17 protein-coding genes are annotated in these 22,583 nt (G+C 39.6%); 11 read left to right on the plus strand and 6 right to left on the minus strand.

Features of this window, described 5'->3' with window-relative positions:
- The first annotated feature begins 49 nt into the window (after positions 1-49).
- The 5 genes from RIB54_RS16715 (at position 50) to RIB54_RS16735 (ending at position 5,441) form a co-directional block, all read left to right on the plus strand.
- On the plus strand, positions 50-574 hold the full coding sequence (locus RIB54_RS16715) for a YceI family protein (RefSeq protein WP_350101953.1): 525 nt from the start codon (positions 50-52) through the stop codon (positions 572-574).
- 115 nt (positions 575-689) lie between these two features.
- Complete coding sequence (locus RIB54_RS16720) at positions 690-1,331, plus strand: carbonic anhydrase (protein ID WP_350063322.1); 642 nt, start codon at positions 690-692, stop codon at positions 1,329-1,331.
- 94 nt (positions 1,332-1,425) lie between these two features.
- Entirely contained in the window at positions 1,426-2,175 is a 750-nt protein-coding gene (locus tag RIB54_RS16725; RefSeq protein ID WP_350101954.1) for a sulfite exporter TauE/SafE family protein, read from the plus strand.
- 427 nt (positions 2,176-2,602) lie between these two features.
- The gene (locus RIB54_RS16730; RefSeq protein WP_350101955.1) at positions 2,603-5,047 is read left to right on the plus strand and encodes an alpha/beta hydrolase family protein; all 2,445 of its coding nucleotides are present in this window, start codon (positions 2,603-2,605) and stop codon (positions 5,045-5,047) included.
- A gap of 97 nt (positions 5,048-5,144) precedes the next feature.
- Positions 5,145-5,441 (plus strand): HPF/RaiA family ribosome-associated protein, encoded by a 297-nt coding sequence (locus RIB54_RS16735; RefSeq protein WP_350101956.1) that lies wholly within the window; start codon positions 5,145-5,147, stop codon positions 5,439-5,441.
- Positions 5,442-5,515: 74 nt separating this feature from the next.
- Here the strand turns inward: RIB54_RS16735 and RIB54_RS16740 are convergent, their stop codons facing one another.
- A complete protein-coding gene (locus tag RIB54_RS16740) occupies positions 5,516-6,736 on the minus strand; it encodes an NAD(P)/FAD-dependent oxidoreductase (RefSeq protein ID WP_350101957.1) in 1,221 nt (406 codons plus the stop codon).
- A gap of 162 nt (positions 6,737-6,898) precedes the next feature.
- The gene (locus RIB54_RS16745; protein WP_350101958.1) at positions 6,899-8,794 is read right to left on the minus strand and encodes a M61 family metallopeptidase; all 1,896 of its coding nucleotides are present in this window, start codon (positions 8,792-8,794) and stop codon (positions 6,899-6,901) included.
- 273 nt (positions 8,795-9,067) lie between these two features.
- Here RIB54_RS16745 and RIB54_RS16750 point away from each other — a divergent pair, with 273 nt between their 5' ends.
- Positions 9,068-11,053: an LVIVD repeat-containing protein gene (locus RIB54_RS16750; protein WP_350101959.1), complete on the plus strand. Its 1,986-nt coding sequence runs from the start codon at positions 9,068-9,070 to the stop codon at positions 11,051-11,053.
- 2 nt (positions 11,054-11,055) lie between these two features.
- A complete protein-coding gene (locus RIB54_RS16755) occupies positions 11,056-12,201 on the plus strand; it encodes a YncE family protein (protein WP_350101960.1) in 1,146 nt (381 codons plus the stop codon).
- Between the two features lie 2 nt (positions 12,202-12,203).
- On the opposite strand, the gene RIB54_RS16760 is transcribed toward RIB54_RS16755, so the two are convergent.
- Positions 12,204-12,608 carry a DUF2452 domain-containing protein gene (locus RIB54_RS16760; protein ID WP_350101961.1) on the minus strand — a complete coding sequence of 135 codons (405 nt, stop codon included), beginning with the start codon at positions 12,606-12,608 and terminating at the stop codon, positions 12,204-12,206.
- A gap of 148 nt (positions 12,609-12,756) precedes the next feature.
- On the opposite strand from RIB54_RS16760, the gene RIB54_RS16765 reads away from it, so the two are divergent.
- Positions 12,757-13,155, plus strand: coding sequence for a GxxExxY protein (locus RIB54_RS16765; RefSeq protein ID WP_350063331.1), 399 nt, complete (start codon positions 12,757-12,759; stop codon positions 13,153-13,155).
- A 103-nt stretch (positions 13,156-13,258) separates the two neighbouring features.
- Here the strand turns inward: RIB54_RS16765 and RIB54_RS16770 are convergent, their stop codons facing one another.
- A complete protein-coding gene (locus RIB54_RS16770) occupies positions 13,259-13,729 on the minus strand; it encodes a hypothetical protein (protein WP_350101962.1) in 471 nt (156 codons plus the stop codon).
- A 133-nt stretch (positions 13,730-13,862) separates the two neighbouring features.
- Between RIB54_RS16770 and RIB54_RS16775 the strand changes: the two genes are divergently transcribed.
- Positions 13,863-15,506: an ABC-F family ATP-binding cassette domain-containing protein gene (locus RIB54_RS16775; protein ID WP_350101963.1), complete on the plus strand. Its 1,644-nt coding sequence runs from the start codon at positions 13,863-13,865 to the stop codon at positions 15,504-15,506.
- A gap of 134 nt (positions 15,507-15,640) precedes the next feature.
- Here RIB54_RS16775 and RIB54_RS16780 read toward each other — a convergent pair whose 3' ends face one another.
- Together RIB54_RS16780 and RIB54_RS16785 are read right to left on the minus strand one after the other, a co-directional pair.
- The gene (locus tag RIB54_RS16780) at positions 15,641-17,512 is read right to left on the minus strand and encodes a tetratricopeptide repeat-containing sensor histidine kinase (RefSeq protein WP_350101964.1); all 1,872 of its coding nucleotides are present in this window, start codon (positions 17,510-17,512) and stop codon (positions 15,641-15,643) included.
- 210 nt (positions 17,513-17,722) lie between these two features.
- Complete coding sequence (locus RIB54_RS16785) at positions 17,723-18,247, minus strand: HEAT repeat domain-containing protein (protein WP_350101965.1); 525 nt, start codon at positions 18,245-18,247, stop codon at positions 17,723-17,725.
- 133 nt (positions 18,248-18,380) lie between these two features.
- On the opposite strand from RIB54_RS16785, the gene RIB54_RS16790 reads away from it, so the two are divergent.
- Both RIB54_RS16790 and RIB54_RS16795 read left to right on the plus strand, forming a co-directional pair.
- Positions 18,381-19,238: a hypothetical protein gene (locus RIB54_RS16790; RefSeq protein WP_350101966.1), complete on the plus strand. Its 858-nt coding sequence runs from the start codon at positions 18,381-18,383 to the stop codon at positions 19,236-19,238.
- Between the two features lie 112 nt (positions 19,239-19,350).
- The gene (locus RIB54_RS16795; RefSeq protein WP_350101967.1) at positions 19,351-22,581 is read left to right on the plus strand and encodes a S41 family peptidase; all 3,231 of its coding nucleotides are present in this window, start codon (positions 19,351-19,353) and stop codon (positions 22,579-22,581) included.
- Positions 22,582-22,583 lie beyond the last annotated feature (2 nt).

Here is a 22,583-nt window from a genome sequence, read left to right on the forward strand (position 1 = left end):
ATACTTCCATGGAAGGATAAATAAGTGCCCACCATACAAATCACTGATTATGAAAAAACACTTATTGACTCTTGTCCTTCTGCTTCTCGGGAATATATCTTTTGCCCAATCAATGAAGCCACTGACAGGTTCAGTCACATTCGTAGTTAAAAATACTGGCCTCAATGTAGATGGTAGTATTAGCGGGCTGCAAGGCAACATAGATTTTGATATGCTACAGCCTTCCAACTCAAAAATAATTGTAACCATTGATCCTGCTACCATAGATACTGGTGTGGGCTTGCGTGATAGGCATCTGAAAAAGGAAGACTATTTTGATGTGGATCAATATCAGGTAATAAAAATGGAGTCCACCTCCATAGTTAAAAAAAGCTATGGTTATGAAGGCGTTTTTATGCTAACCATGAAAGACTTAACAAAAGAACTGGTAATACCTTTTACTGTTAAAAAAGAAAATAGCAAACAACATTTCAACGCCAGTTTTGAGCTAGACAGGCGTGACTTTGGTGTTGGGGGAAATAGCTGGGTACTTTCTGATGAGGTAAAGGTAAAGGTTGAACTGATGATAAATTAAGGTTTCTCTAACACAGCAACTACAATTATCATCATCTATTTTCTCATTAATCAATTCGATTTTAAAACATATCTGCTATTTTTATATTTCAACATCAATTAAACAAGAATATAACATGAGCGATAGTCACAAACTACTTTTGGAAGGAAATATGAAATGGGTGGAGAACACTAAAAAATTCAACCCCGATTTTTTCACAAAACTTTCAAAGTCGCAGAAACCAGAATTTTTATGGATAGGTTGTTCTGATAGCCGCGTACCTGCCACTGAAATTACCAATACCTTGCCTGGTTCTATCTTCGTTCAAAGAAACATTGCCAACATGGTAGTGCATACCGACTCTAACCTATTAAGTGTGGTAAATTATGCTGTTAAGGTTTTAAAAGTTAAGCACATAATCGTTTGTGGTCACTATGGCTGTGGAGGTGTATTGGCGGCCATGAGCAATAAAAACTTCGGTTTCCTTGATAACTGGTTGTTACATATCAAAGATTCTTACAGGTATCACCAAAAAGAGCTTGATGCCATTGAGAATGAAGAAGAACGTGGCGAGCGTTATGTTGAATTAAACATATTGGAACAGGTGAGAAACCTTGCCAAGGTGTCTTTCATTCAGGAAGAGTGGGATAATGGTGATTTTCCTATCATCCATGGCTGGGTTTATAGCTTAAAGGATGGTTTGATTAAAGATCTTGGCTATACGCTCAATTCGGCAGATCAGCTTGATGGCGTATATCAATATCAACCTAACAAATAGGTTTTAAAATAAACTTCAGATGAGCCAGCGCATGCTGGCTTTTTTGTTTTACAGGCAAAAGAACCTCCTATCAAAAAAATCATTAGTTTAGTTTATGACAATACTTGAAGGCCTGCTATTAGTTGGCACCGGCATGGTCGCCAGCTTCTTAAATGTCACCTCAGGGGGTGGCTCTTTAGTTTCATTACCTGTCTTAATCTTTATGGGACTACCCTCACCCATTGCCAATGCATCTAACCGGTTGGGTATTATAGGGCAGAACATTTTTGCTGTGGCAGGCTTCAGGTCCAAAGGCATTCATGCCTGGCCTTACAGTCTTTATATTGCTTTATCGGCCTTTGTAGGAGCCATTATAGGTGCTAAAATTTCCGTGGATTTAGATGATGAACTCTTCAACAGGATTATCGCCATTATTATGATAGCCGTGGTCTTGCTTACAGTATTTAAGCCTTTTAAAACTGCAACTGCCATACACGAAAAGACGGATACCAAATCAACCCTAATAGGCATTTTCACCTTTTTCTTTATTGGTATCTATGGGGGCTTCATCCAGGCAGGTGTAGGGTTTTTAATGATTGCAGCGCTTACCAGCATCAACGGTTTTAGTCTGGTAAAAACCAACAGTGCCAAAGTATTTGTTGCGCTTATTTATACCCTTTCTGCCGTGGCTGTTTTTATTTATGAAGATGCCATCAACTGGACGTATGGACTCACACTCGCTTTGGGCAATGCCATTGGTGGCTGGCTAACCAGTAGATGGTCAGTAAAAGTTGGTGACAAATGGATAAAAAGGGTATTGGTTGTTACTGTTACAGGATTGGCCATATCGCTATGGTTTAAATAACTCAAGTACGGGTGCATTTCAAATTGTCGCTTAATGATTTTAACATGTCTTGCATTCAAAGAAGCCTCACCCCTCAAAAAGCTGAGCTTGCGCACAGTTTGAATGCACTCTCCAACTTGGAGAGGGAGCATTTATGGAGCCAACACGATAGCCGAAGATGGGTGAGGCCTCTGCGAAACATAGGCTTTTACTGTAAAAATCCCGATTATCAGCCCTATGAAAAGAGTTTAAACCAAACTGTCTATAGGCAAATGAGTTGGAGGTCTATTAAAGTATCCTTTATGGCCACAAGGATATGACAATTTGAAATGTACCCTCAACTACATTTATGGTTACCAGTAATTCTTTTATTAGCCCATCTATATAATTACGCTTCCTATTTCGAGGTCTGGTTTGTAATTTATGACTTCATTAATCATCAAAAACCATGAAAAGATTACTTGCTTACTGTTTTTTCATTTGCACCAGCATTTCTGCATTTGCACAAGGTGCCCTTACCTATCAGGAACCGCCCGCTGAAATAAAAGAGTTGGTGGATGTACCGCTGGCACCATGGGTGCGCATTGATAGTAAAGCTGAAAATATCGTTCTTATTTATCGCGATGCTTTCAAAACCATTGCAGAGCTCTCCGAGACAGAGATGAGGCTTGGTGGTTTAAGAATAAATCCAAAGACTAATATTGGTAGCAGGACTACCTATTACAACAATATAGAAACCAAAAAGGCCTATGACAAAACCAATAAGCAGGTTACGGGTCTTCCTTCAAACCCAAGATTGGCAAATTTCCAATGGTCACCAGATGAAACTAAAATGAGCTTTACCCATACCACAAAAGATGGTGTTGAGGGTTGGATACTGGATATTGCCAATGGCAAAGCCGAGAAAATAGTTGATGCTGTTATAAATGCCAACATGGATGATGCCCTTATCTGGTTTTCGGATAGCAAAAGCTTACTGGTTAAGCTTTTGCCTGATGACAGAAAGCCATTAATTATCGCTTCAGAGGCAGTACCGGATGGGCCGACCATTTCGGTAAGCAGTGGTGCCAAAGCACAGAACAGAACCTATCAGGATTTGCTTAAAAACCCCAATGATGAGCAGAACTTTGAACAGCTTGCTTTATCAACTATCAAGAAGGTTAGTTTAAAAGGTGAAACATCAGATTTTCTGCCTACTGCCATGTACACTGACATTTCCTTCTCACCAGATGGAGAGTATGTAATGGTCAGCAAAATCAAAAAGCCATTTTCATACCTCGTGACCTACCGTAGGTTTCCTGAAGAAGCTAATGTATTCAGCAAAGAAGGCAATTTAGTACAAAAGGTATTGGATATCCCTTTAATTGAAGTTATGCCGCAGGGTTTTATGGCTACCCATGAAGGCCGCAGGTCCATGCAGTGGAGAAATGATGAAGCAGCAACATTGGTATGGGCAGAAGCTCTTGATGGTGGTGACCCTGACAAAGAAGTGGAGTTCAGGGATGAAGTATTTCAACTGAAAGCACCATTTACAGGAAAGCCCAAACCCATGATGAAAACCATAGGCAGGTTTGCCGGTGTAGAATGGGGTGATGAAAATAATGCCATTGCTTATGATTACTGGTGGAATACCAGAAATTCAAAGGTTTACCTTTTTAATCCTAACAATAGTGCAAAGAAACCAATAGTAATAACCGACAGGAACTATCAGGATAACTACAGCGACCCAGGGGATTTTGTTACCAAGAAGAATAAATACAATAAAGAAACACTAAGCCTGGTTGATGGCAATGCCTTTTTATTGGGTGAAGGATATACCGATAAGGGGCAATTTCCTTTTGTTGATAAGCTAAATTTAAAAACCCAGAAAAAGGACAGGGTATATCAATCTGCTTATACTGACAAGTTGGAAAACCTGTATTCAGCATTGGACATGGCCTCTGGAGATATTCTCGTGAGAATAGAGTCGCAGTCAGAATATCCGAATTACTACAAGCGCAACATCTACAAAGAAGAGCTTACCCCTATGACCTTCTTTGAAAATCCTTTTAAGGCGCTGCAAGGTGTACACAAAGAGGTAGTGAATTATAAAAGAGACGATGGTTTAGACCTTAATGGTACGCTGTACCTTCCTGCCGGTTACGATTTTGAGAAGAAGGAAAAGCTGCCAATGGTTTTGTGGGCATATCCACGCGAATATAAGGACAAGCAAAGTGCCGGACAGACCACCTCTAATCCTAACGAGTTTATTTATCCTTATTATGGATCACCCATTTACTGGGTAACAAGAGGTTATGCAGTACTTGACGATGCTGCCTTCCCAATTGTGGGAGAAGGAGATGAAGAGCCTAATGATACTTTCAGACAGCAGTTGGTAGCCAATGCCAAAGCGGCCATTGATGCTATTGACGAAATGGGCTACATTGACAGAAACCGGGTTGGTGTTGGTGGTCACTCTTATGGTGCCTTTATGGTGGCCAACCTATTGACACACTCTGATCTTTTTGCAGCTGGCATAGCTAGAAGTGGTGCCTATAACAGAACGCTTACTCCATTTGGCTTTCAGAGTGAAGAACGGTCTTATTGGGACTCTCCAGAGACCTATTATACTATGTCACCATTCATGCATGCTGATAAAATGAAGCATCCATTGTTGCTGGTACATGGTGAGGCTGACAACAACTCTGGAACCTATCCTATGCAAAGTGAGCGTTACTTTAATGCGCTAAAAGGTTTAGGGGCAACAGCAAGACTTGTAATGCTGCCTAAAGAAAGTCATGGCTACAGGGCCAAAGAAAGTATCATGCACCTTTTGTGGGAGCAGGACCAGTGGCTAGAGACTTATGTAAAGAATAAAGTTTCCATGGATGGTGAAGTGGTTGAGTCAAAATAGTGCCAGAGATTTCAACTGATATCTATCAGCATTTTATGTGCCGATGGTCATGAGTCTTGTTGTTGTTAGGGCTCACTTTTGAAGAAAAAGAAAGGCCATGAAAACGATAATAGAATTTGTAGAAACCGCCCGAAATGAAGAGTTAGAAACAAGGGTCAACGAAGAAGTAGCCAAAATAAGTGAGCGTTATGATTGGATTACAGCTGCATTTGTGTACTTCAGGAAAGACAATGCCGCAGTAGGTAATTGCCTTTGCGAAGTTGAAATCAGACTACCCGGCAACCCTATTTTTATTAAAGAAAGCGCGGATAATTTTAACCTAGCAATAACCAAAACAATAGAAGCTGTAAAACGCCAACTGGAAAAAAGGAAGGAGAAATTATATCATCATTAAGTGTGTATTAGTTTTATAACCCAAAAAGAAAGGCTACCAATTTGATAGCCTTTCTTTTTTCAACCATGTGCCAATCAGGGCAGCCATGCATACCCATGCCTGTTTTTCCAGAGGAAGTATTTCTCTAGTAAAACCTTACCGAAGTCGTTAAATATGTTAGGCAACATAATGGCAAACTGTCTTGGTTTGAACAAGTGGTTGGCTACTAAATAAACCTCTTTTCTTCCTGCATCCATAACACATAGGGCTGGTATTCTTCCCCACTCTTTTTCTACCATTTTCTTTTTACCAGTTATGAGTCTGAAAATATTCTCAGCTACTATCTTACCAGTTACATCGCTAGGATACCCTGTTTTTGGCACACCAAAAGGAGTGTTTTTAATCTCAAAAGGAGGAGCAACTTTAACTGCCAAACCAGCTGCAAAAACATTGTCATAATAGATACTTTGATAAGCAGCATTAGTTTCTACAAAGCCCTTCGCATCAACAAGTTTTTTGCTTCTTTTCATAACATCTGCACCTTCAAACGGAGGCATGAGCATGGCCATTTTGTAAGGGAGCACCTCGCCACTTTTCAAAATGATCTTATCCTCCTCAATGGTTTCTATACTCGCATCTACTATCCATTTGATATTGTAAAGCTTCATAAACATTTTGAGCATTCCTTCTCCACCAGGCATACCGTCAATCCCAAAATTGCCAAGGTATGGCTCTGGAGTTATCCAATAGAGTGTTACTTTGTCACGCACTTTTCTTGTCCTCAACTCTTTGTCCATATTGAAAAGATACTCATAAGCAGCACCCATACAACTGGCACTTTGCGTAGCTCCTACAATGACAGGGCCAGGGTCTTTTACCAATTCTTCGAAAGCATTTAAAGTTTTATTGGCCAGTTTTGGAATGACTATATTTTGAATCATGTTATCTTCTGGTCTAAGGCCTTTTATAATATCAAAGTTCATTTTTACACCGGTGGCCACTACCAAATAATCATATTTCAATTTCTCATTATCAGGCAGAATCACCACATTGTTGTCAGGGTCAACGCGCTCTGCGGCTTTTTGGATAAATTCGATGTTGTTTTTAATAAAGAGCGGTCTTAAATCAAATTTTATATCATTGATTTTTCTTCTTCCAAAAGGTACCCAGATTAAAGACGGGACATAGAGAAAATCTCTACTTGGACTAACGACAGTGATTTTAAACTCGTCTCTTTTTCTTTTCAATTTACGAGCCAAACGAAGTGCTGCTGTGAACCCAGCAAAATTACTTCCTAATATTACTATGTTTTTCATGACTAACTCCTCTCTTTTTGTTGAAATAAAATTAGTCTTGTATGCGCAAATTAATAATGACTCAGGTCAGCTTGTAAGCTGATTATCAATAGCTTCTGATTTTAGGTCAAAAAAAAGCCCGGGATAGAATGTATGCCGGGCTTTTTGATAGTTATAATGCTATTACTTCGCTTCCAACCAGCTACTTCTAATTTTTAACTGCTCTTCAGAAGCATCTTCATTAATGAATAATCCATGCATTCTCACCTTATCAATCTCAATAACGGTTGTAGTCAGCGTTACTTCCTCCTCACCTCTTTTTACAGTGTAACTATAGGGCTCACCAACTATCAGTTCTTGCTGTTTCTGACCAAGGTATGCTCCTAATTCAGGCCCTAAAGGAGGCATATCATCACCATTGATTTGTAATATAATATCTCCATTTTCAAAGCCCACAGCCTGTCCAAACTCGTTAAGAGCGTCCTTATTGCTGATAAAAAGCGCACGTAGTTCAGGATTAACACCTATAGAAGCCTGCGTGATGCCAAGGTCAACGGCTTTATAATGTTCCTCAGCAGAATAATTGACCCCTACCTTCTCAAAGATTTCTGCATATGGCAATGGCTTATCTCCACCTACATAGGTATTCAAAAACTCTCCAACTTCAGGGTAGGTTAAGTCAGTAATTTTATCAAACAATTCGTCATCGGTAAACGCCTGATCTTTGCCATACTGCTTTGCAAGGTCTGCCATGAGGTTCTGCATTCCATATTGGCCTTCAGAAAGCTCTCTTAACAGGATATCCAAAGACATTCCTATCAAAGCGCCTTTTTGATACACATTATAGTACTGGTTAGAATATTTATCTAAAGTATACTTACTGATATCAGTAAAAGGTACAGTATCTAAAAATTGAGAAGCAATAGACATCTTTTGGCTCAGCACCTGTAAATATTCCTCCTTGCTAATGATATCGTACTTCACCTGCATGTTGCCCGCAAAAAACTCCGTTACCCCTTCATACATCCATAAATGCTTAGACATTTTCGGGTCATTAAAATCAAAGTAATGAATCTCTTCTGAGTGAATATTCAGAGGTGTGACAATATGAAAGAACTCATGTGCTGCAAAATCACGAAGCTGCTGTTCCATGGCTTCTATTCTATTCTCAGGCATATAATACACTGATGAATAAGAATGTTCCAGTGCACCGTATGATGTCACAGGCTGATCAGTAAAATAAAAAACAAAGGCATATTTATCTACAGGCAACTTACCACCCAAATACTGATTTTGAGCGGTCAGAATTTCGCTTATGGTTCCGGCTATATCTTTGGCTGTCACCATTTTATTCGGTGAATAAGAGCTGATCAAAACTTCGGTATTTGCCACTTTTATAATCGCTGTGTCAGCCTCTGAATACATCAAAGGCGAATCGATGAGCCTGTCATAGTTTTCTACACTATAGCTGTCAACATTCTTAGTTACACTTGTCGTATTTTCCTTTTCCAGCGATGCATTAAGGTTTGATGCATTATTTGAAATCAGGCCTGTGCCACCATAAAAATTCCCTGGTTTTACAATGTCAAAATCAATAGGCATTTGCTTCATCCCTTCAAAATACCCGAAGAACCCCGCAGTATTAATGATAAAGTTTTTTCCATCTTCGATATTCGTTCCTGCAGGCTGAAATATATCCGGCCCCGCTTTGTCAGAATCATATGAATCTTCTACCCAATATGTCAACTTGATCAACTTCTTGGCATTGTTTATTTTCCAGCTATTATCATCAAGCCTTTCTACCTCTAGCTCCCCGCCCTTTTTATCAAATGCTTTAAGGTCTCCAACAAAACGTCCATAGTCTGCTATGCTATAGGTACCAGGAATAATCTTTGGCATATAATAGATGATCTCATCCTTATCAATTTTCGGAGCTTCAAGTTCTACCAGCACCCTGTCATCTTTTACTACTGTCAGATCTACTTTAAATTTGTACATCTTGCCCTCAGGCCCTGTGGTCGCTGCTGCCTGCCCTGCTATCATCAATACCAGAAGTAAGGCGCTAATTACTTTTCCCATATATTTATTTAAAACGATTTCGCTACAAATAAACGTCAATACGGGCTCTCCTTCATGATATTTATACAAGTGGTTGATATTGATGTGTTAGCTGTAATTTTTACAATTACATCAACCAAAACACCCCTAAATATGGGTGAGATCTGGGTCAACTCACTTTTTTAAACTAATTGCAAGCAAAAGCAAGCACTACCGCTCATCAAGTTTAAAATCGTGACTATTGACCAATCATTTTTATTCATTAAATTCATGATCCTTAACCCAAATCCTATCATGAAAGAACTAAAACTAATAGCACTCGCACTATTTACATGCGGAACACTCTTTGCGCAAGACTTAACCCTTAAAGTAAACTCAGAACCCGTTACCCTGAACATCGGTGAATCTGTACAACTAATGGCTGCTGTGATGGACAGTAAAGGCAATAAGGTGGCTGATCGGGAGTACCTTTTTTATTCAAGGGATGCACGGGCACTTTCGGTAGTTGATAGCACAGGACTTGCTACCGCCATAAAACATGGTGAATATTCCGTTGTGGTAATAAGCCCCAACCCTGAAGGTGGAAGACTCAGATCTGATATCAAGGTAATTATTGAACCGGCTGCCATAGCTAAAATAGAGATTGGTGAAGTGCCAACTAAAATTTATGCAGGCGTTACTTTTCCTTTAGACATCAAAGTATATGACAAAGCTGGTTTTGAAAGACCTGAAATCGCGGTGAAGCTTTCATCATCCAATGAAAAAATAGTAAAAGCAGCCCCTTTCAATAAAGTAATAGCCGTTGCTGCAGGTAAATCTACTATTACAGCTTCTGTAGAAGGTGGTGTAACTACCAAACTGGATTTAAATATTACAGAGAATCCAATCGCTAAGATTGAATTAACTACCGATATGACCGAAGGTCGGTCAGGAGATGTATTCACATTGAAAGCTGTAACTAAGGACAAAAATGGAAAGGTTATAACTGATGCGCCTATCAACTATTCGTTTTCTGGAGAGTCTTATGATGTTTCTGCGGCTCCATCGGGATTGATGACCAAAGAAGGCAAGTTTGTGGCTGATCAACCAGGGCTATATGTACTTAATGCTACAAGTGGTCCAGCTGCCGCTTCAGTAACAGTAAGCGCGGCAAAAAGAAATGTGTCAAGAAAAATAGAGCAGGTAGGTAGAGGTTCTGTAAGTACAAAACACACCTCTGACTTATGGATCTGGGAAGGTGTAGATGGTAAAGATTATGCGGTGACAGGAACCTGGGGTGCTGATGGCAAAGCATACTTTTGGGATGTTACCAACCCTGCGGCACTGGTGCTGATCGACTCGGTACAGGTTGATGCCCGTACAGTGAATGATGTTAAGGTTTCTGAAGACGGTACAGTATGCGTCATTTCCCGTGAAGGTGCTTCCAATAGAAAAAATGGTTTGGTAATTATTGATGTTAAAAATCCGAGAGATGTTTCTATCATTTCTGAGTTTTCTGAGAATTTAACTGGTGGTGTGCACAATGTGTTTATTTACCAAAAACATGTTTATGCATTAAGTGCAGGCAGAAAATACTATTCCATCAATATTGAAGATCCTAAGAACCCAAAAATTGTAGGCGAGTTTGAATTAGATACTCCCGGTCATTCAATACATGACGTTTGGGTTGATAATGGTATTGCTTACTCCTCTAACTGGGATGATGGTGTGCAACTTGTGGATGTTGGAAATGGCATAGCAGGTGGTTCTCCTTCAAACCCTGTTCAGTTTGCTAGTTATGCATACCCTAGTGGATCAAACCATGCTGCATTCCCTTATAAGGATAAAAAGACGGGTAAATTTTATGTGATTTTAGGTGATGAGGAATTTCCTTATGGCCTTGACCCTGACGGAAGAAAACCTGGCAGAGCTGCTGGCTACCTTCATGTTATTGACTTCTCTGACTTAAACAACCCAAAAGAGGTGGCCTGGTTTCAAGTTCCTTTTGCGGGGTCACATAACTACTGGATTGAAGATGACATCTTATATGCAGCATTCTACAATGCCGGTGTAAGAGTGGTTGATTTAAGTGGTGAATTACTGGGCGACCTTAACCGACAAGGAAGGGAAATTGCCTGGATTGTGCCTGAAGATCCTGATGGGTATGTGAAAAATGCTCCATTCACCTGGGGAGCACAACCATACAAAGGCCATATTTTCTATTCTGATTGGAATAGTGGCTTGTGGTCTGCCAAACTGGAGCCTGTAGTTCCTGAAAATGCAGCTGTTCAAACCAAGTGATTATGAGAAGTTTAATATTAATATTTTTAGTCGGCTTAAGTTCAATTTCTGTTGGGCAGAATTACTATATCTATGTTACTGCAGAATCGGAAGATGAAGTGGCGCTGATAAAATTTGACGGCAAGGAAGCCGTTGTTGAAGAAACTATTCCTGTTGGTGTTTGGCCAGCAGAAATAGAAGGCCCTCATGGTATCAATGTGAGTCCTGATGGCAAATACTGGTATTTGTCGCTGGCTCACGGTAATCCTTATGGCACACTGTACAAATACTCTACAGAAACCAATGAAGTAGTTGGAAAAGTTGAATTGGGACTTTTCCCCGCTTCGCTGCAGGTTTCTGAAGCAACAGGGCTTCTGTATTGTGTTAATTTCAATCTTCATGGTGATATGGTGCCAAGCACGGTTTCTGTTGTTGATCCGGAGGAAATGATTGAAGTGCAGCGCATTGAGACAGGGGTTATGCCTCATGGCTCCAGAATTTCACCCGATGGCATGTATCATTATTCTGTAGGTATGATGTCAGGCGAGTTATTTGAAATTAACACACTAAGGCTCAAGGTTGACCGTGTGCTAAAGCTAGATGGTGAAGAAAAGCAGGAAATGGGTGAAATGGCCAGTATGGGAGGAATGGATCACTCACAGATGGATCATGGCACCATGGATCACTCAAAAATGAGTCAAGGAGGCATGAATCATGACAAGATGTTTCATAGCAAAGTTAAACCTACGTGGGTTATACCCCATCCTACTAACAACAAGGTATATGTAGCTGGCAATGGCTCTGATGAGATTTTAGAAGTAGATTTAGAAAAATGGGAGATTACCAATCGTTTAAAAACTGGGAAAGCGCCTTATAATGTTGATATTTCACCTGACGGCAAATACCTGGTTGCCACCTACAAAGGCAGTGGAGAAACTGGCGTTTGGGATTTAGCGAAAAATAAAGAGTTGGCAAGGGTTAAGAATACGCGTAAAGTATCGCATGGGGTTTCTATCTCGTCAGACAGTAAATATGCATTTGTCTCAGTTGAGGGCATTGGTGGTGAGCCCGGCACTATGGATGTTATTGACCTGAAAAAGGCAGCTAAAGTAGCATCAGTTGATATGGGCAAGCAGGCTGGTGGAATCATTTTTTGGAAGCAAGAGTAGTTTTATCCTACCTTCTCCCACATCAAATCTGCATTTAATCTAAAAGAACCAACGAAATGAAAATTACATTCATGAGGAGCTATTACAGATAAAAATAGCTCCTCATGTTTGTCTTTATACATGTGGTAAGTGTAACCAACTATAGGTTCAAAATTAAACTTTGCACCATAGACAAGCTCATTGTACTCAAACTGCTCCATCATAGCTTCATACTGGGCTTTTATCTCATGATAACGCGCCCCGAATTGCTTATTAACCTTATCTAAATTTCTGTTTTTCCAGGCTATAGTATGCCCGGTATGTATTGCTGGCGCACCCACATTAGTGCCGTAAGGTTTTAGGGCTGCATCATACTTGTCCTCCTCTATATTATAAACTATGTTATCCGGTTTCTTCTTTTTTGTCATGGTGATTCTAAATCTGATACTTAAAAAACGCCTGGAGGCAGTGTTTGTTTTGGTTAGTCAAAGTTAAAGTATGAATGGTAAAAATTTAATTTTGACTTGTTATCTTCAAACAGTTATTGTCTGAAGCACTGATTAATAAGATGAAGAGATGAACACAGATTTACTTTATAAAGAGATAACTGAAAAGATCATAGGTGCTTCATTTGATGTTCATTCTTTTCTAGGTAACGGGTTCCAAGAGGTTATTTATCAACGGGCATTGGCTTATGAGATGAGTCAACGGAACCTTGAGTTTGCCAGGGAAATTGAACAGGATATCTTCTATAAAGATTTATCAGAACCAATTGGAACGCGGAGATCTGATTTTGTTGTAGAAGGCAAAGTATTGGTGGAAATAAAGGCCATCAAAGAATTAGAAGATGTTCATATGGCTCAAGCTCTTAACTACCTTAAAGCTTATAAATTAGAGATTGGCCTTCTGATCAATTTTGGATCGAAAAGTTTGACCTTCAAAAGGCTAATATCTTCTTCTAAAAAGCAGCTTTGAAACGCAGATGAAACAGATTAAAAGATGAATCCGATTTACTAAAAATCACGCCCAAAATTAGCGAAATCAATTAATCCATTTAATCAGTGATGCTGACAAATTTTTACAATTCGCTAACCTGATACTGATAATCAGCCTGAACATCTTCATGAAGTTTGGTTAAAGCTTTGTGTATTTTACTGACCTGCCGGTCATAAAGGTTAGCGATTATGTTACTTCTATTTACATCGATGGTTGACTCCCTTATCGCTGTACAAAAGTGGATTAACACCTCAACTTCTGTTTGTTTATTGCCCGAATAACGAATGTATTTATTCAAACTTCTCAATATTTTCTGCAGCCCCTTTTTCGCGTAGTAAATGTGTGAAGTATTAACCTCCTCCATCGAATCATCAATGTGATATTTGATGGCCTCTATATAGCCCTGTTCGTCCTGGGCATCAAAAAGCAAATAACTCAATAATTCCTTATTGTCCTTTTTGAAACGCCCAAGTCTAAGGCAGATTTGTAGTAACTCTTCCGGGCTTCTTGATTTAAGCTCTTTTTTTAGTTCGGCCAGTGTAGCAGGTTTCATGGCTTGAAGATAATCATCTTCTTATAAGCACTTATAATTTGGATTAAAATCATTGTTGTTATAAAACTAATTTGACAGCAATAGACCGATTAATCGCAATCTCTAATACCTTTGCGGCCAAATTTGAATAGTTATGATTTCAGTTGATGCAGTAGGTGTTGAATTCAGTGGCACTACCTTATTTAATAATATCACTTTTAATATCAATAATAATGACCGAATTGCCCTGATGGGTAAAAACGGTGCTGGTAAATCCACATTATTAAAAATCATAGCGGGGGTAAGTAAACCTACTCAGGGGAAAGTATCAGCGCCTAATGATGCCATCGTTTCTTATTTGCCTCAGCATTTGCTTACTGAAGATAACTGCTCTGTTTTTGAAGAAACGTCAAAAGCGTTTTCTAAAATTCTGAATATGAAAAACAGAATGGAGGAACTGAATCATCAACTGGAAACCCGTACCGATTATGAATCTGATGCCTACAGCAAAATCATTGAAGAGGTTTCTGAACTAAGCGAGAAATATTATAGCATTGAAGAGATCAATTATGATGCGGAAGTAGAAAAGACTTTGCTCGGCCTTGGTTTCTTAAGAAGCGATTTCACCAGGTCTACCGGTGAGTTTAGTGGTGGTTGGAGAATGCGTATTGAATTGGCAAAAATACTATTGCAAAAGCCTGACCTCATCCTTTTAGATGAGCCAACAAACCACCTCGATATTGAATCTGTGCAGTGGTTAGAAGACTTTTTGAAAAATAGCGCCAAAGGTGTGATGGTGATAAGCCATGATAAAGCTTTTGTTGATAATCTGACCAACCGGACAATAGAAATTACAAGAGGTAGAATCTATGACTACAAGACAAACTACAGTCATTACCTGGAGTTAAGAAAAGAGCGCAGAGAGCAGCAGCAAAAGCAATTTGATGACCAGGCAAAGCAAATTGCAGATATTCAGCAATTCATCGATCGTTTTAAAGGCACATACTCTAAAACTTTACAGGTTCAGTCACGGGTAAAAATGCTGGAGAAAATGGAGATTGTAGAAGTAGATGAAGTGGACACTTCAGCATTAAACATCAAATTCCCTCCTGCACCCCGCTCTGGAAACTACCCTGTTATCACTGATGGGCTGACAAAAAAATATGGTGATCATACTGTATTTCAGGATGTGTCTTTGACTATCTCACGAGGAGAAAAAATTGCTTTCATTGGTAAAAATGGTGAAGGAAAATCCACATTGGTAAAGGCCATTATGGGTGAAATTGATTTTGATGGCAGCTTGCAAGTTGGCCATAACAGTATGATCGGTTACTTTGCTCAAAATCAGGCTTCATTATTGGATGAAAACCTTACCGTTTTCCAGACGGTGGATGAAATTGCCCATGGCGATGTGCGTACAAAAATCAAAGACCTCTTAGGCGCCTTCATGTTTGGTGGGGACACTATAGAAAAGAAAGTAAAGGTGCTTTCAGGGGGTGAGCGCACCAGACTGGCCATGATCAAATTGCTGCTTCAGCCAGTTAACCTTCTTATTCTGGATGAGCCCACAAACCATTTGGATATCAAAACAAAGGACATCTTGAAAGATGCCCTCAAAGCTTTTGAAGGCACAATTATCCTGGTTTCTCACGATAGGGATTTCCTTGACGGACTGGCCACCAAAGTTTTCGAATTCGGCAACAAAAGAGTAAAAGAACATTTCGAAGATATCAACGGCTTCTTGAGAAATAAGAAGATCGAAAACCTAAAACAGGTGGAGAGAACAGCTAAATCTTAACGAGGCGGGCTCAATGCCCCTTTAAAGTAGGGAAACAGCGTTTTAATTGATGCTTTTACCAAATGAGACCTATATTTCAACTCATTTGGAAGACTATGATATCAGATTAAGATTTATGCAACCACACTCAAATTCTATTTAGCTAGTGGCATGGACAAGTAAAAAACACTGCCTTCATTGACCTTACTCTCAACCCAAATCTTTCCTCCGTTCAGTTCTAAAAACTCCATACAGAATGATAGCCCAAGCCCCGTTCCTACTTCCCCTAATGTTCCTTTAGTTGTATAAAGTAATTCAAAATCAAATAGCTTTTCCAACTTATCTTCTTCTATACCAACTCCGTAATCTCTAATGCTCATCACAACTACATGTTGTTTTACACTTGTTTCAATCTCAATTTCACCGTCTCTGCGAGAAAACTTAATGGCATTAGACAACAGGTTTTTAAGTACCAGTATCATTACTTCCTTATCTGTTTTTATCTTTATATTATCATCCAGATCAAGCTTTAAACGAATACCCTTTCCATCAATTTCAGCCTGCAAGATTTCTATAACATTGTCCAAAATTGATTTTAATTCGCAGACTTCCTCTTTTTTCAAATCATGACTTATTTGATACCTTACCCAATACAACAGGCTATCTAAAAAATTTCTGGTGACACTTACCTGACTGGCCAGATTGCCAATCCATTTTTGGAACTCTTCTTCATTCACCTGCCCAGACTTAACAAGGTTTATCAATCCGTACAAGTTGTTTAATGGAGCCCTTACATCATGCGATATGATGGACAGCATTTTATTTTTAAGCACATTGGCATGCTGTAATTCTTCAGCCTTGGCTCTAAGAATAATGTTCGTTTTGCGTTTAACAAGAAACAGATATAAAAGAACTAACCCCAAAATAAATACTATAACTAAAATGATAATAGTAGATAAATTGTGAACTTTCTGCTTTTGAATTGTTACTTCCTGAAGTTCATTTTTATTTTTTAACAATTCATTTTCAGCTGCTTCTCTGTTCAATCTTAACAGACTGATTTCTCGTTCTTTTTCTTCATTAAAAATACTATCCCCTAAAGCCATTGCTAACTTTTGATAATTGAATGCCTCATGATAATCCAACTTCTTTGCGTAGGCATCAGATAGTAGTTTGTAGGCTTGCAATCTTTCAAATTTGGCATTTAACGCTTTAGCTAAAGTTTCAGCTTCCATCGCACGCAATATGCTCTCTTCATATTTCCCTGCTTTTAGATAAGCCTCTGAAATAGCAATTTGAGTTTCTGTTTGACCAAGAAGGTTTTTCGTTGATTTACTTAGCGCCAACGCTCTATTTAAATAGTATGCTGCCGAGTCAAAATTCTGCTTATTGGCATATACTTTTCCTAGGTTATTTAGTGTTTTAACTTGCCCATCAGTATCATTGACTTTTGTTCGCACCCTCAACGAAGCCAGGCCATACTTTAGAGCACTATCATATTCATTTAAGGCTAAGTAAACTTCACCAATGTTATTCTTGATTGACCCTAATGCCTCTGGAGTATGAAAACCAATAATTTGGTTTAAGCATTCGTTGAAATATTTCAATGCTAACTTATTCTTCCCGTAAATTTTATGCACAACACCTATTGCATTCAGGAGTGCCATTTCATAGTAATTATCCTCAAGCTTTTTAGCTAAGCTCAGAGATTCGAAGTAATGACTTAATGTTTTATCATAATCGCCTTTAATTCTAAATAGTATCCCCAAATTATAATGACTTACCATCAACCCATATTCATAATCATTAGTTGTAGAAAGTTCTAAAGCCAGTTCAGCATAATAGTTTGCTGAGTCCACATCTCTGGATCTTAATGTCTTGCTGATATCAAGTAGGGCTTTAATCTCATTATGAATGTCAGAAGTTTCAGAAGGGGGTATTTTTAAGCTATCAGCGGCATCAGTTTGTAATCCTAAAGACAGGCCATAAACAAAGACAAAAGGAATTAGCAAGTAGTACCAACGCATAAATTCAGTCAAGATGACTCTCGTAAAACATAACTAAATAAAGCCAATTAAACAGCTTTTAAAATACATTGGAATTATATTTTGATCATCGAGAGTGGTTTTTACTGAAAAATAAACTAATCAAATATTTAGTTTAAATATTGCTGTGTCTAAACTAAAACCACTTTGCCCACTATCGCTTTTGATCCATGTCAAACACTAAAATTCGCCCTATCCTTTGGTAAAATCCTCCATATCCTCAAACATCTCTTCTACCTCTACCTTACGAAGCTGGTAGGCGTCATCATGTTTGATGTTGTTGCTGTAGTGATTCCAATGTTTTTTGGCCTTTTTGATTACCCGGGGCGTAATGTCAAACTCTTTATAATCTAGCAGGTCTTTGGCTATGTTTGACACTTTAAAACTGCCGAAAAGATAGAGTTTGAATATTTCAACAAAGCGGTCACTGATGTCAAACCCTTCTAAAGCCACCAGCAAATCACCAGCTATGGACACATTCTCCTTGGCTGTTATTGCCTCTAGTAGGTTTGGTAAGGCCGCAGCATTATCCTTGAGCTTGCCTAGTGTTCTGGAGGCAATGATTCTATTCTCATCATTTCCATGAGAAAGCAATTTAAGCATGGCCACCAACACTTCTTCCTCACCAATATGCCCTAATGTGTCTGAAATCTCATAAGCATTTTCCGGTAGGCTACCATTTAAAGAATTGATTAATGCAGGAATGTCATTTGCCATAGGAATAATATTTTGCCTTTAAATTAATCACATTCCACAAACAACACTATTCCTTAGACGGACAACAATGCTAAGATTCTCTGATTAAATCTGAAACAATTAAATTTAAAGAGTAACAACAACCTTAAAAATTATGTCTGATAAAAACTCTATTTCCAGAAGAGCACTGGTCAAAAGTTCAATTTTTGGCATGCTCGCTGTTTCAATTCCCAGCATTGGCTATTCTAAAAACATCCTTCCATCCTCAGATAAATTGTACAATGGAGAGCTCTTCCATCGCTACCCTTCTATTGATGATGAGATTGTGTCAGAGATTGTGGGAGCTTCGCACTTCAACCTTGATAGAGTATCAGAATTGGTAGACAAAAGACCTGAACTTTCCCGTGCTACCTGGGACTGGGCATTCGGTGATTGGGAAACGGCCATTGGAGCTGCATCGCATGTTGGGCGAAGGGATATTGTAGCCTATTTGATGAGTAAAGGTGCCCGGCCAGACATTTTTACCTATGCTATGTTAGGCGAATATGAAGTGGTCAAAGGTATGATTGAAGCTACTCCAGGAGTGCAGACAATAGCAGGTCCACATGGAATCAGTCTGCTTACCCACTGCGAAATTGGCGCTCGAAGTAAGGATATAACTGCAGCTGAAAAGGTTAAAAATGAAATGCTCATTGACTACCTCAAGAAACTAGGAGATGCAGATGGCCCTCAATATAATAAGCTGGAAGAAACCGCATTGGAAAATTATACGGGCGATTATATGTATGGAGATGGACCTAATGACGGCTTTAGCATTAAAGTAAACATGCGCAAGATGCTTGCTCTCGGCAAACTGGGTAAATTTGGAGGTGGTTTGTACCCAATAGGTGAAAACAGGTTCGTTTATAATGGAACAACTTCTGTTGAAATTTCCTTTGAAATGGTAGATGGCAAGGCTATATCTCTCACCGTTCATGAACCCGACCTTACCTTAAAAGCTACTAAAGTTTAATTTCTAATTGGATTAGAGCAGTTTGATAAATTTCGAATTTCATTCATGTAATTCAACTTTTAAATCCCTGAGATATATGGTAGTTTAAGGATTGTATTAAAATCCCTAAACTATGAACAAAATATATCTAAGCTTGCTGTTGCTGTTCTCAGCAAACATTGCCTTTTCACAAGGCACCATGTTACTAAGGCAACCCACATTATCGTCTACGGATGTTGTATTCGTTTATGCCAATGACCTTTGGAAGGCTCCTGTCGGTGGCGGAAATGCGGTGCGATTAACATCAAATGAAGGTTATGAATCACTGCCACACTTTTCTAATGATGAAAAATGGATAGCATTCACAGCAGAGTATGATGGCAATACTGATGTATATATCATCCCGGCTGCGGGAGGTTCGCCAAAAAGGTTAACCTATCACCCTTCTGCCGATTTTGTTCAGGGATGGACACCCGATGGTAAGATCATTTTCCGTTCAGGAAGAAATGCGCGACCAACACAAACCAATCAGCTTTACACCATCTCCACGAATGGTGGTCTACCTGAGTTGATCGATATTCCAAGGGCAGCTTATGGTGAAATTTCTATTGACGGAAAATATATCGCCTACACTCCAATTACCGGCTGGGATCCTGAATGGCGTAATTACCGTGGTGGTCAGGCCATGCCCATCTGGATAGTGGATATGAAAACGAAGGACTTGGTAAGAACCCCGCAGTTGGATAAAGAAAGACATCTTGATCCTGTTTGGATTGGCAATAAGGTTTATTACATGTCAGAAAGAGATTATACCAGCAACATCTGGAGCTTCGATATCACCACCAAGCAGGAAGAACAGATGACCTTCCATAAAAAGTTTGATGTAAAAAGCCTTGATGCTTCAGACAATAAAATAGTTTACGAACAAGGCGGCTATCTGCACGTTTTGGATGCTGGCACCAAAGCCACCACTCAACTAAATATCAATGTTGCCGGAGACTTAAGCTTTAGCCGAGAACGTTGGGTAGATGTTAACGCTGGCAATGTTTCCAATCCAAACTTATCCCCTAATGGCAAAAGGGCCATTTTTGAATACCGAGGTGATATCTTCACTTTCCCCAAAGAAGAAGGTAGCTGGAGAAACCTAACTCAAAGCAGCGGTGTAGCTGACCGCTACCCTATCTGGTCGCCTAAAGGTGATAAGATAGCATGGTTTTCTGATGCCAGTGGCGAGTACAAACTGGTGGTAGCAGATCAGTTTGGAAAAAACCAAAAGTCCTATTCATTGGAAAACCCGACTTTCTATTTCAGGCCAGATTGGTCGCCTGATGGCAATAGCATAGCCTACACTGATACAGACTACAACATCTGGATGATCACGCTTGCTGATGGAAAAGTTAAGAAAGTCGATACCGACCGATATGCTCATCCTAACAGAACGATGAATCCTGTGTGGTCTCCAGACAGCAGGTTTATTGCTTATGAAAAGCAACTGGATTCGCACTTCAAGGCTATATTTATTTATGACACCCAAACCTCAAAAGCTACCCAGGTTTCAGATGGACTTGCAGATGCCATTAGCCCAACATGGGATCAGTCGGGAGAGTATTTATACTTCCTGGCAAGTACTGACTACGGTCTAAATACAGGCTGGCTAGACATGAGTTCATACGATCCTGCTGTTAACAGAAGCCTTTATGCTCTTGTGTTAAAAGCTGATGGCAAGGCACCTAACCTTCCTCAAAGTGATGATGAAGAAGCTAAGAAAGAGGAGTCAAAATCTGATGATAAGTCAAAGTCGGTGACTGTAACCATTGATTTTAACAATATTCAAAACAGAGCCGTTGCCTTAGACCTTCCATCCAGAAACTATCAAGGATTGATTAGATCGGTGTCCAATCAAGTCTTCATTGGAGAGGCCATACCCAATGAAAGAGGACTCAAAATACACAGCTACGATATCAAAAAGCAGAAGGCTTCTGATTTTGAAGACAACGTTTCTGACATAGTAGCATCGAATGATGGTGGTAAAGTATTATTTAATAAAAGCGGTAGCTGGAGCATATCTGAGAGCAAAGGAAAACCCAAGGGTGAAGATAAAGTGACTATTTCAGCTAAAATGAAAATAGTGCCCGATGAAGAATATGCACAGATCTTTAAAGAAGGCTGGCGCTATATGCGTGACTTCCTCTATGTTAACAATGTGCATGGTGCCCCATGGGACAAGGTTTACAGCTGGTACCAGCCGTGGATAAAGTATGTTAAACACCGCACCGACTTAAATTATGTAGTTGATATCTTAAGTGGAGAAGTTGCGATAGGCCATTCATACGTATCTGGTGGCGATATGCCTGATGTTGAACGAGTGCCTGTTGGCCTCCTTGGTGCTGACTACAGCATCAAAAATGGATATTACACGTTCAGCAAAATATATGATGGAGGTCAATGGAATCCTGATATAAATGCCCCGCTTGGCCTTACAGGATTGGGTGTTAAAACAGGGGATTACCTTTTGGCCATCAATGGAACTCCATTAAAAGCACCGCAAAATGTGTATGACTTACTTGCCCAAACTGCAGGCCGAACGGTTTCAATTACTGTCAACAACAAACCTGACATGGCCGATGCTAAGACTGTTTATGTTAAACCAGTGAGCAATGAATATATGCTTCGCTATACCGACTGGATTGACGGGAACATCAAAAAAGTAGATGAATTGTCCGGTGGCAAGCTTGCCTACGTTTATATCCCCAACACTGGTGGTGGTGGGTTCACCAGCTTCAATAGGTATTATTTCTCTCAGCAAGATAAAAAAGGTGTAATTCTTGACGAAAGAAACAATGGTGGCGGATCAGCAGCTGATTATATGATTGATGTTTTAACCCGCGAACCATTTGGTTATTTCAATAGCAAGGCCAACGATAATCGTCCATGGACCTCTCCTATTGCCGGTATCTGGGGGCCAAAAGTTATGTTGATTAATGAGCGTGCTGGTTCTGGTGGGGACTTACTGCCTTATATGTTCAAGATGAAGAAAATTGGCCCGCTGGTTGGTACCAGAACCTGGGGCGGACTGGTTGGTACCTGGGACACCCCAAGGTTTATTGATGGTGGTAGAATGGTGGCACCGCGTGGTGGCTTCTATGATATCAATGGCGAATGGGCAGTTGAGGGAGTCGGTATTTCCCCTGATATTGAAGTTATACAGGAACCAAAATTGGTGCTTCAGGGTAAAGACCCGCAGTTGGAACGTGCCGTTGCAGAAGCGCTTAAATTGTTGGAAACCCAGGAGTTTAAAATGAAACCTGAGCCTAAAGCTCCGGTGAGATGGAAGCGTCCTGAAGGTTATGATAATGACAATTGATA

The sequence above is a fragment of the Fulvivirga sp. genome (genome assembly GCF_040218215.1).
In the GTDB taxonomy this organism is placed as follows: domain Bacteria; phylum Bacteroidota; class Bacteroidia; order Cytophagales; family Cyclobacteriaceae; genus Fulvivirga.